The organism is Wolbachia endosymbiont (group B) of Dolichovespula media, from assembly GCF_947179505.1.
Taxonomy (GTDB): domain Bacteria; phylum Pseudomonadota; class Alphaproteobacteria; order Rickettsiales; family Anaplasmataceae; genus Wolbachia.
On sequence record NZ_CAMXBR010000002.1, the window covers coordinates 223405 to 237384 of the forward strand.

General features: G+C 33.7%; 2 protein-coding genes. Both read right to left on the minus strand.

The features are described from left to right. Positions 1-4: 4 nt before the first annotated feature. Complete coding sequence (locus OM967_RS02120) at positions 5-12910, minus strand: ankyrin repeat domain-containing protein (protein ID WP_264337513.1); 12906 nt, start codon at positions 12908-12910, stop codon at positions 5-7. Beyond that, a complete protein-coding gene (locus tag OM967_RS02125) occupies positions 12900-13913 on the minus strand; it encodes a hypothetical protein (RefSeq protein ID WP_264337514.1) in 1014 nt (337 codons plus the stop codon). The genes OM967_RS02120 and OM967_RS02125 overlap by 11 nt, the downstream gene beginning before the upstream one ends. Positions 13914-13980 lie beyond the last annotated feature (67 nt).

Sequence of the window (13980 nt, forward strand, 5' to 3'; positions counted from 1 at the left end):
TCTACTACCTTCTTCCAGCGACTAATTCTCTGGCATTGCCCGCAATTAATACATCATCTAACCTAGTTCTAGGTCCAGATAAACCTAAGCTTTGCGGTTCTTTTATATTATCCATTTTTAGTACGTTATTTTCATTATGTAGCATTTGGTGTATTGATTGATTTAGTGATACATCTAGCTTGTTATTAAATGTAGCCATAAACTTTTCAAATTTCTTCGGACTTAATTTACCAGCTTCTTCATCAGGACATGCTTTCTCTACATACGATTTTAAAATCCCTGAAATTTCATTGAATTTACCACTCATGACTTTTCTAGTAATTTCTTTCTGCATTTCCATATAATCAATATTTAATCGATGCATTGATACACCACTTTTTAATCCAGCTTGCTCTACTACTTTCTCAAATTCCTTTGTAATATTGAGTGCATAGCCCTGTGCTTCTAGTGGGGATATAGACTGATCTACTGTAGAAATATACTTCTGACCTGTAACTTTTCTAATTAATAAATCAAGTAACATTATTGTACCATTAAAATCAACATGTGATAGATAGTGATCTCCCATTTCTAGTATTATATTTCCGCTACTAGGTTTAAATTTAACAGGTGTTTGCCTTTCACGCATTTGTTTTATATTTGCATTTACATAATCAATGTTGTCTCGAAAGAAACCTCCATTTTCTTGTTTTTTATCTGTACCATCAGATGGTAGTGTGGTACTTGTTGAACTACTATTACTTACCGAAGCTTTGGCAAATTGCTCATCAACTTGTGGTATTGAACTTGCAGTATTTGATGCTTCCTCAGATAAAGCAGCTCTAAACCCACCTACAGAACTTTTCACCCAACTAAACAAATCATTTATCCATGAAGATGGTCTTGTACCACTACTTGCTGTTATCTCAGGTTGATCACTTGAATCTATAGCAAGAGGTTTTCTTGACATATGATGATGATTGTGATCTCCATGGTGATGACGGCGTTTACGTTGTACAGGCTTTTCTCTTTCTTGATTAAGTTTTTCTAAGCACTGCACAACATCACTACATTCTTCATTTTTACTATGTTCTCTAAGTTTTTCTTTAGCAATATCTAGTGGTGTTTTACCATCCCTTTCAGTATCGATATTAGCCCCTCGACTGATAAGCTCTCTAACTTTAGGGAGATTTTCTTCTCTTACAGCAGTAAATAACTTCCTGTTTAATTGTTCATGTTCTAAAATTCTCACTATACGACCTTGTTGGCCAAGCAATAATGCATTATTGAGAGATCCTTGATTCTCTTCAAGAGTGTTCTTTGTATTAATAGCAATATCTAGCGGCGTCTTACCATTCTTGTTTTTAGTATCAATATTAGCTCCTCGACTGATAAGCTTTTCAACTCTAGAAAAATCATATTCTCTTACAGCAGTAAACAACTCTTTGCCTAATTGTTCTTGTTCTAAAATCTTGACTATATCTGTGTAACCTTTTTGAGTAGCTAAGTCTAAAGGTGTTTGGCCGTAAGTATCTTTAACCTCAATGTCAGCACCTCTACCAAGAAGAAGTTTAACTGTACTTGGCTTATTTCCTTGTACAGCTACATGTAAAGGTGTCCAACCATTATTAGTTCTATCGTTAATGTTATTAGCATCACTATCTAAAAAAGACTCAACTATTTCAGATTTATCATTATTTTGGGCAGCCAAATGTAAAGGTGTATCACCATATCTATCTTTAGCTCTAATGTTAATATTGCTATCAAGAAAAAATTTAACTACATCAAACTTACCGTAAGCAGAAGCAAAGTGTAAAGGGGTCCAACCATACATGTCTTTAGCCTTAATGTTAGCACCTCTATTAAGAAAAAACTGGACCATGTCCAGATTACCTTCTTGAGCAGCAAAATGCAAAGGTGTTTTACCATCCTTATCTTTAGCACTGATATCAGCTCCTTTACCTATAAGATACTCTACTACATCCAGACGACCATTCCAAGAAGCCCAGTACAGCGGTGTCCTGCCATCTTTGTCAGTATCATTAACACTCACTCCCTTACTAATAAGAAACTCTATAATGTTTTTACTATTATTCTCAGCGGCAACATGTATAGGTTTTTCACCAATAGTAGAAGTATCTGCAGCATTGATATTAGCTCCTTTTTCTATCAAGAATTTTGCAACCTCTAATTGATCAAACTTAGCAGCATAGTGTAAAGGTGCCCAACCATTTTTATCAGCCTCATCAACGTTTACCCCCTTGCTGATAAGAAACTCTATAATACTTTTACTATTATTTTCAGCAGCAACATGTATAGGTTTTTTACCAGCAGTAGAGGCGTCTGCAGTATTGATACTAGCTCCCTTATCAACGAGAAGCTCAGCAATCTCTAAACGTCCTCTCCATGCAGCATAGTGCAGTGGTGTATAACCTTGCTTGTCAGTATCATTAATACTCACTCCTTTGCTGAGAAGAAACCCTATGATATCTTTACTATTGTTCTCAATAGCAACATGCACAGGCTTTTTACCATAAGGGCCTTTATCTGCAGCATTAATATCAGCGCCTTTTTTTATCAAAAACCTTGCAATTTCTAAACGATCCTCAAATGCAGCCCAATGTAGTGGTGTCCAACTGTATATATCTGTAGTATTAACATTAGCATTCCGACTAACAAGATCTTCAGCTTCATTGAGATTACCATCTTGTACTGCAGTCAACAATCCTTCATCTAAATCTGATTGTACTTGCTCTATCATCTCCACTATATTTGTATAACCTTCTTGCATAGCCAAATCCAAAGGTGTTTTACCATCCTTGTCTTTAGCGTTAATATTAGCACCTTTATTGAGAAGAAGTTTGACTGTACTTGGTTTATTTCCTTGTATAGCTAAATGTAAAGGTGTTCTACCGTTATTAGTTATATCATTAATACCACTAAGATCTCTGTTCAAAATAAATTCAATTACTTCAAGTGTACTATCATGTTGAGCAGCTACATGCAAAGGTGTTTCACCATCTTTATTTTTAACCTTTAAGCTAGCTCCCTCTTCGACAAGATATTCTACTACTTTCACATGACCATTATTACAAGCGTTATGTAAAGGAGTATTATCACTATTATCTTTCGCTTCTAAACTAGCACCTTGGCTAACAAGAGCCTTGACTCTATTAAGATCATCACCGTTTACTACAGCCAACAATTCTTTATTTAAACCTGACTGTGCTTTTTTCAAAAATTCTTTTATATTTTCTTTAACAGCCAAGTCTAAAGGTGTGTTACCATCTTTATTTTTAGCCTTTAAGCTAGCTCCCTTTTCGATAAGATATTCTACTACTTTTAAATGACCATTTTGAGAAGCATAATGTAAAAGAGTGTTACCATTGCTATCTTTCACCTCCAAGCTAGCACCATGGCTAACAAGATCATCAACTTTATTAGGATCACCATTTTTCACCGCAGACAACAATTCTTCATCTAATCCTGATTGTATCTGCTTTATCATTTCTACTATATTTATGTAACCCTTGTGATCAGCCAACTCTAAAGGTGTTTTATTGTCTTTATTTTTAGCCTTTAAACTAGCTCCCTTTTCGATAAGATATTTTGCTACGTTAAAGTGACCATTATTACAAGCATTATGTAGAGGAGTATTATCATTATTATCTTTAGCTTCTAAATTAGCACCTTGAGCAATAAGATCTTCCACTTTATCAAAAGTGCCCTCTCGTGCATTGATTGACAATCCTTGATCCATCTGCGCTCTCTTCAAAAGCTCTATCATATCTCCTTTAGTAGCTAAGTCTAAAGGTGTTCTATCATTCTTATCTTTAGCATTGACACTAGCACCTCTATCAAGAAGAAGTTTTGCTACGTTCAACCTTCCTGCTTCAACAGCAAGATCTAAAGGCTTTTTATCATCTTTGTCTTGAGATTCGATGACAGCACCTTCATCAAGAAGAAATTGAGCTATATCCAAATTACCCCCTTGAGCAGCAAAATGTAAAGGCGTTCCCTGATACGTTATCTCATTATTAAATTTTGCACCGTTACTAATAAGAAGTTTGACCACACCCCATTTACCTGACTGAGCAGCATAAAGTATCGGTGTCCAATCACGCCCGTCTTGAACTTCGATACTTGCACCTCTGTCAAGAAGGAATTGAACCATATCCAAATTATTTCCTGATGCAGCAAAGTGTAAAAGTGTTTTACCTTCCTTGTCTTGAGCATCAATATTAGCTCCTCTATCAAGAAGAAGTTCTACCACGCTCCATTTACCTGATTGAGTAGCAAGAAATATTGGTGTGTACCCAAATTTATCTTGAACTTCAATATTAGCACCTCTATCAAGAAGAAGTTTAACCTTATCAAATTCACCCACCTCGGAAGCAAGATGCAACAGTGTTCTGTCAAGTTTACCTTGAGCATTTATGTCTCCACTGTTTGGAACCTCTAAATGTATAGAACTCTCTTGTGAATTAACAATAGAACTCACATTATTTAATTTATCAATACTATCTGAATTATGTATTTTATCTACTTCATTACTTAATAATATCTCTTTGTCAGTAAATTTTATAGATAATGTTTTCATTTCAGGTTCTTTATAGAAATCTCTAAAATATATAATACACAACTCATTTGCTTCTATGCCAGCATTAAAGGCATTGGTAACTATCAAGTCATATTTATCATGAAGGTAGGTATACCGCCCTGCTTTTTTAGATATAATTAGTTTACTATTTTCTTCTATGTCTTGAGGTCTTACTACAATAATTTTCTCATCAGAAATAAAGAATGAAGACTTTAAATCTAGATTACCATCTATTTCCACCGGTGCATTATCAAAAATAATTTGTAGTTTTTTATACCACTTATTTATAAGTGCATCCTTCAGCCTAACTGTTATTACATCTTGCTGCAAGCCGGTAGCTGATATAGATAACTTAATTAATAAATCATTTTTGTCTTTAATAATCGTTGGTGTCGGTTTTATACTCAAATCCCTATCTACTTGCTGTACCAGCTGATGTAAATCTAATATACTTCTTAAACTTTTCTTTCCATTGACATCCTCATTAATGATTACCTCTTGAATAGGGAAGTTTTCAATATCAAGTGTTTCATGACCTGAAGTAATTGTACATACATCGTTTCCGCTTAAAACAATATTTTTTCTCCCACTTGCATTGAGTTCACTACAAACATCTCTCCTCATAGAATCCGCAGCGTTGCTTCTCCCTCTATTATTTAAACAACTATCTAAATCTAACTTATTTTTTGACTGATTTAAAAAGGTGTGCCTTTCAACATCTTCAACCATAGCAGATGTTCTACTTGCTATTTGCTGACTATTTTCTTCAGTCAATATTGACTGATAGTCTACTACACTTTGATTATAACCATTTGACCCTTGTATACTACGTCTCTTGCGAGTAGATCCACAATCTTCAATCTTCCAAACACCATTGATAACACTTTCCCCTGATTTCCAAGTGAACACATACCGCCTATCCTTGTCACAATTGTTTAAGTGGTACATACAATCATTATTAGGTGAGTACAAGTACCTTCCATACTCAACATTCTTTAGATACACATTATCGCCATTGAGCTCAACCTTCCACTTAAATTGATCACTATTTCCATTTGAAGGCCAAGTGAACACATACCGCCTATCCCTATCACAATTGTTTAAGTGGTACATACAATCATTATTAGGTGAGTACAAGTACCTTCCATACTCAACATTCTTTAGATACACATTATCGCCATTGAGCTCAACCTTCCACTTAAATTGATCACTATTTCCATTTGAAGGCCAAGTGAACACATACCGCCTATCCCTATCACAATTGTTTAAGTGGTACATACAATCATTATTAGGTGAGTACAAGTACCTTCCATACTCAACATTTTTAATACATACCTCTGATGAAAATACCGCATTTCTCACTGACTCTGGTAATTTACTTTTTAGCCTTTCAAGATCAGATCTTTTTTCTGAACTGACCCCGGAATATTTATTAGAGTTCACTGTACTTTTAATACGGTGAGCTAACTCAAATACTGCACCATCGTTCTTCGGCATTTTATCAAACACAGCCATATAACCTGAGATACTCTGACCAGGGTTATTATGACTGTATATAAACCTTAATATTTCTTTTTTATCTACTTGCCAGTATACGTCACTTACAGCTTCCTTAATTGCTCTATCAAACAACTTTTCATCAAAATTATAAATCTCATCCAAAAGTTCAATAGTCGAAGCACTACGATTATGCAGCATACCATCCTTTAGCACCTTTTTTGCTGTACTTTTTATCGAACCTTTTAAACTACTTATACAAAACTCTACCAATCTTTTTGCGTTAGATGGAATATTTGCTTGGTTAACAACTTCCTTCTTTAAAAATTCAACCTGTTTTATCATTTTAAATGCGTCATTACTTTTAGTCTTGATCCTGTTACAAAGAAGTTCAATTACACCTGAGTCATTATTGTAAGCGGCTAAATATAGAGGTGTTCTACCATCGTTGTTTTTAGCCTCGATATCAGCACCTCTATCAAGAAGAAGATTAATTACGTTTTGCTTTGCTTCTTCAACAGCCAAATGCAGGGGTGTCTTACCCTCCTTACTTCTAATTTCAATACTAGCACCTTTATCTATAAGAAAGCTAACCATATCAGGATTACCATAATGAACAGCATAGTGCAAAAGCGCCCAATTATCACTGTTGCAACTAGTACTCTCTAAAGCATTAATATTACCTTTCTTCTCTAAAAATGCTTTGAATACACTCTTGCTTAATTCTACATTACCGTTGTAAGTAGCATAATGCAAAGGCGTCCAGTTCTGTGAACACTGATTTTTATATTCAATATCAACATTACTTTTTTTAGCAGTTTTATCAAGAAGGGTTTTAACTTCATCCCATTTACCTTCATAAACTGCTGTACTTACCAAAGGTTTCAATACTCCCAACCCTGAAGAGATCATCCAATTATTGCACTGATCTATTATGTTTGAATCATAGCCATTCAGCAAAAGGTTGTTTTCTAACTTTTCAAGCAATGTTAAAATCTGATTACTACTTGGCGTTTTATTTTTTAATTCCTCAATTTGTTCTAAACTACAGGAATTTTCTGTAAAGCTTACATGGTCCTGAAGTGAAGAAAAACTTAAACATTGGTATATTGGGTTCTTGTTTTCCATTATAAAATTATCAATCGATACTAAACATTTAAAGTCATTTTCTACTTTAGGAGCATATTTACTTTTATTTTTATAATTCTCTGAAGCTTTTTCAATTAGGTCTTGTACTTTCCCTACTTCATATAAGCTAAACCTATCTAATCTACCGAGCGTTATTGGTTCTAAACCTAGATCAAACTCCAACGTAGAAATTCTATGAGACTCAGAATTATTCCAATTCTTTATATTGATTGTGTGATTGGATACTTCATCAGAAAACACCAAATCTGTGTTACTACTAGAAACTCTAATCCGATCTGGAGTAATATTCTTTAGTATCATTACTCCTATACGCTTTTCATCTTCCTCTATCGAATTTAAAGTACCATTTTGATTATGTGTAATATCGACAGACTCAGTGAAGTCTATAGTGTATTCTTTTACAGTTTTCTCATAATCACTCTTAAGTTTATCTTGATAGTCCATTATTCCATTAACTTCTTGCTGTAAACCAAGATATGAGGAAAAATTACCATCATTCCACAGAAAAAAATTAACGTTTCTCCATTTACTTTGATTATCATAAAAATTTTCTACTTTTATTATAAAAGGAACCTCGTTATTCCTTATCAGTAAAAGATGATCTTTGTTTCTATATCGCTCAATATCTTCAAGACGGGAATCTATCACTACATGATCATCTTGAAAATCTTTAGGTAACACAAACATGTTTTGAGCTTGTGTAGCGTGGAAAAAAGGAACTAATTTACCATTTCTCGAAGAAGAGGGAGAACATGATATTGACTGTATATTAGGGATAAAAGTTTCTCCTTTTTTATTCATAATTATAAGATGCCTATAATTAGAATCTTGAAGGTAATTTTTTACTCGAATGTTACTATTATTGTGCTTTAAATAGAGGTCACATTGCTGGATTGAAAAATCTTTTTCAACCATTGGCATAAATAGTATATCCAGTTTTTTATCATTTGAATTATTATCAATTTTAACTTCTCTACTATTTATATCATTGCTAATAAAATACACATCACTTCCATCTCCACCTCTAGCAACTATGGCTCCTTGATCAAAATTTATTATATCATCTTCTGAAGAACCAAAAAACATATGTGAAACTGTACTATTATCCTGATTTTGTACTTTATCTCTAATAACACCAAAGACTTTATAACTCTTATGATTATTTAGAATTTTTTTGTAATGATTTTCAACATTGTCAAAATTATCTAGGGAATGTTCTGAATGTAATTCAAATGAAGTAATTTTTATAGTTGATGAGTCTGATCTTTCAATCTTAGGAACAATATTACTACCATTTTTATCTATTAGTGCAAAGCGAGGTTTATTACTGCTTTGCTCAACATAATTTTTTACATCAAGAGTAAATTGATTGTTTTGACCAAAATTTATTTTTAAAGATAAAGTATTACTGTCTGTGGAATAAGTGATTTGATCACAATCACCTAATAAATCGATTTCCGGAAAAATTATAGTTCCTGTTCCATCTACATCAATTTCTGAATATAAACCCTTACCTTTGTAGTCTGCAGCTTTTACGTAAAAAGTATAATTGCTCTTTCCACCCTTGACTGTAGTATACGGCGAAATAATTACTTTTTTACAATTTTCAACTACATCTTTCCTATTTTTATCAAGACCACCGCCACTATCTATTATAACCTCACGATCATCGGTTCCTATAAAGTGCTCAGAGTAACCCATGCACAAAATCTCATCCACCTTGTTCTTTCTTCCAACATAGTAATAATTAAAGATGCCATTATTATCAATTTGATCATTGATTAACCAACGACCATTTACTCTTGCCTTTAATGACCCAGAGGCATTAGGCTTAAAACGATAGTTAACGTTCATTCCTATAACTGGATCTTTCAATTGACTTAAATCAATTATATTAACAGAGTTACCTCCACCAATAATTTTACCTGAAAAGCCAATGTTATTTACAATAAACCTATTTACTACATTATTACCACCAGTTATTCTTGTTGCACCTGGATAAATTAGAAAATTATTGTTCCATTCGTTGCTTCCAATAATGACACCATTATCTACATTCTGTAGATCATAGACAATTGTTTTGCCATTTTGCTTTACACCTACTCTACCATCGTGACTAATAACCATTGCATTATCACAGTAGTATAAAGGCGGTTGAACTGAATTTGTAATACCTTTTTCATAATCTTGCCCAGTAATCTTTGGCAAACAAATCCTGCTAGCACCCGGTATACGATCAGGTATAACACGTGAAAGATCTTCGGTATTAGTGTCTTCCTTATCCATCAGAATTTTTGCATAATCTGGACGAAGGGTATTACCGCTTACTTTTCCAAGACCAATACCATAAGCAACAGTACTATTAGGGCTATTATTTAAAGCTTGCCACGCTCCTTTAGTGAGACTATTAACCATTTCCTTTCTTGCTGCAAGATGTTGCACATCTAGTGGTACAGGTTGAAAAGCAAATGTATGCCAAAAAATACGCCAATTTTCATCATGGGCCGTATCATACTTTTTCTCGTACTCCACGATATTGCTGACACCACTATAAATTCCATAACCTACCATGAGCCCAAACCCAACTGCAATACCAACTACCGGCATACTTGCTGCTGTAAGAGCAACACCAGAAACAAATGATACACTAGAAAAGGATATAGATGCTATATTATCTCTTATCTCCTTTTCTCCACATGGATTATCACTATCCTCTCTTTTTTTACAATCAACAAGATTACTTGCTGACATACCTATATCAACAATATCAAAAACACCAGCTATAGCTCCTGCCGTACCTTTTGCTATTGTACTTCCAAACTTTATACCTGCAATCCGAATAGCAAATTTTGTCTGTTTACCCAGAGTGCCTGATACAATTTTTCCTGCAACCTTTTCAGCTGATGCTACAACTTTTGGAGTAATTTTAACCATTACATTCTCAATTGGTTGAGATGCAAAAGACCATCCTATCCCACCTAAATTTAATCCACAATCTATTGCTGTTCCATCTTTACAAGATACAATAGCTCCATGAATTCCTCTTATTAATTGTATTCCACCTGCAGCGTTCATTAACCTGCTTTTCAACTTTGAGCTTTTTGTTGTACTACCAGTTTGCTGTGAAATGTCACCGTGCAAATTCTTAATACGTTCATTTTCAATATAACGTCCGTACCCTTGATCTTCAACTACCTTATCAAATAAGTACTTATGATTACCTTCGATATTTTTATCTCCAACGAACTCTATTAGCTGAGCATTTTTCCCTTCATTTTGACTACTTTTAACATAAGTTAGGAACTTTTCACTATCAACTATAATCTTATCTATATTATTTTCATCTACCCTTCCCTTAATAAACTTTTTTACATCATCCAATGAAAATAAACAAGGATTAATACTTCTTCTTTTTCTACTACCTTGTTTTACACAATTATTTAGGTCAAATTTCTTTCTAGGTGCTTGTGTTTCAGCAAGTACAGCCTCTAGATTAGCTATACGTTGTGGATCTATACTTAATTTGTCTGAAACATTTTCTCTCGTGCGTATAAAATAAGCTTCATCTCTTCCTTGAACTTGCAAACGGTTACGTATTTCATCAGGAATATTACTTCTACTTCCTTGCAACACAGCATTAATACCTCTAGCGTTTTCTAACGCCCATAAGCCACAATTATAACCATCTCTTTGTTGAGTAACAGGAACATCATGAACGTTAATTTGAGCCTGTTGTAAAACTTGACGAATATTATCTGGAACACTATTACCCAACGAGTCTACATAGTATCCATTATACTGCCCATTTTGATAGGCAACGACCAACGTAACCCAGTGATTATTATCTAAATTAACAATTAAAGTTAATGGCCTTCTTTCACCTCTTGTTGTTACGCTATCTTGAAACTGTTGCAATTGATTAACTATGTGTTCTGATGATCCCACTACTTCAAATAATGTATCAGCTCCATAACCGTATTCTATTCTTGCAATATCAGCTATATCATGTTGTTGCAGCCAATAATGATAATCTTTTTCTGCTGTTGCAGATTCTAATGTACGTAAATTCTCTTCTTGTATACCAATATTTTTAAGTCTCTGAGTTATCTCTTGTATTCCTTCTAAATGTTTTTTCTTAGCTATATCAATAGAACTATGAACTACTATAGCAGGAACAAACTCATCACTCGTTAATATTAAAGAATTTTTATCTTTAGCTTTCACATTAACAACTACGCCCATGAAAAGCATTTTGTCACTATCTGTTATTGTTTTCAGTGCTGCCCCTTTAGCATATCTAACATTTTGTTCTTTTGTTAATTTATCAACTTCCTGTTTTAGCTGATCTTGATTTAAGTTTTTATCTATAAGCTTAAATTCCAGCGCTATAGGAGTATATTCTTTAGTACCCTGAGGCGAAGGACCAATACCTTGAATTACCATATCAACACGACCACCTGCTCCTACTTGAAATTCAGGTATAATTACAGTCTTAGAAGAAGTTTCCTGTAGCTTTAAATCGCTGTAACTACTAAATAAACCATTAAGAATGGCTTGTAATCTTGCTTCATTAGTAATCAAATCTTTAATAGGATAAATTGCATCTGCTACCTCAGCAAGTAGCCTTTTATAATCTGGTAATAAATCTTTACCATCAGAAGAAGTAGCATGCTGAGAAGTGATTGCCTGATCAAATTTTACCTTTAATTCATCAGAATTAGGTATCTTAAGAAAACTACCTGTAAATTGTTGATCGGCACCACTTGGTTTATATTTACTTATCTGTTCTATTTTAAAAAGGTCTTCAAAAGATAATCCTGTTTCATATTTTTTTAGACTCATTTTAATTTCTACGGCATTTCCTACTTTTCCTATTTCAGGTATGTTCAGTACTGGAATTTTTTTATCAGCATAGAATTCCTTTGTATTGGACTCTCGTATATGAAAAATGAATGCTGTTTTTTCTTGTCCTTCATTACCTTGAACAAGTATTAATGTCATAACTGGGCTTTTAGATAAAGTGTATTCTGTTCCCTGAGGCCAGTTCAGCGGGTACTCATCATATGAGTATATATATTTTTTAATGTTACTTTGATCTTGACCAATCTTGTTGATTAAAATTGATTGACCTAATATGTCTCGACTGAAATAGTAATGATCTTTTGTTTCTTTATTTGCTGGAAAAGTATTGTATTCGCTTGATAATAAATCTGTTACCTTTCGCTTAAAAACTTCCTCAGAAATTGATTGATTATCCCACTCACCAACTAGTTCGATAAATTCCTCCATCAAGGGAGAAGAAGGTTGTTTAATAGGTTTTACTTCAGTTTTAAACGGTTCCACATTATCTAAATTTAACCCAACAGCAATGGCATTATCTGTATTGGTTAAAATCCTCATCTTATTTGGTCTAAAACCTTTAATATAGTCTTCAGCTTGCTTTAGTGCATCACTTGGAGTAACTTGCCCTTTAGTGCCAGCCTTGAGTTCAATAAGAATTGGAACTGAATCAACAGCGCGATTAGGCCCACGAACGAGCAAAACAATATCAGCATAACCTCCACCAGCAAATTGCTCCAGATAGAGTTTGGTATTATCACGATATCGAAAGTTATCAAATACTCCTGCTACAAAGCCATGTTGATCAGCTTCGCGAGCTTTAATGCCATAAACATTAGCTTGCAAGTCTAAATTGGTGTGAATTTTTTTTAATATAATTTAGAATGTCTTCGAGATTTTCCTTAGCTTGACGTGTATCTGAACTGACAAGCTTTTCTATATAATCCTCTAGGTAAATAGATTTACCCAGCTTTTTTGTCACTTCTTGAAACTTTACTGTAGGCTCAATAGGTTGATCTATAATCTTCTTTTTACTTTCTACCTTAATGTTTATTTTTTCATCTTCTCCATCACTCTTTAAGGTATATCCCTTTACTGACGTAAGTCTTGATAACTCTTTTCTAACATCATCACTAAGATCCTTACCTGATTTACCTAGAAACTGCTTGATTTCATCAAAAAATTTATTTTTAAACGCATCATTACCCTTTAACTCACCAGAATCAATTTGCATTGTTTGAATATTTCCATATATATCCTTAGCTTTATACTCCAATACGTTATTCTTCAGATATAAATGTAACTTCTTCGACTTAACATCCTTGTCTGACTTTGGTCTGCTTTTTACTAACTCATACTTATCTTTCAAAATTTTTATCACATCAATTTGAAGCTTACGTTCGTCTAATGGAGTGTAATCTCTACCCATCACATTCTTCCACTCACCTGTGGTGAATTCAAAATTCCTAGTGCGTGTTTGTGGGGAGTTAGAATGTTGAGCTTCTATATCTTCAGTGAAAATAAAAACATGTGTTTTGGATTCTGTTTCTGCTACAACTTTTAAAGTTCTTGCTCCTTCAAAATGAAAATGTAACTTTTTTATACCTAGCTTATCGTTAAGCTTAGTATCTAACACACTGGAAAACCAACCTAGAAATCGATGAGGAAAAAAAACAGCCTTTTCACTAGAGTGCAAATAAGATTGTATTTGATCAACCAATGATTGAAATCTTGCTTCAAAGGACTTATCCAGTAGATCTGCAGAGGTTGAAGGGTCTACTTTCCCAAAAAGTAACTCTATTAGTTCAAAATCTTGTGATTTCTCTTGTTGTTGATTGTTATCAACCATAACTACCTCCTGATTTTAACCTTATTTTAACCTTTTACAATCTTTACTCTCACTAAAATTCTTTGTA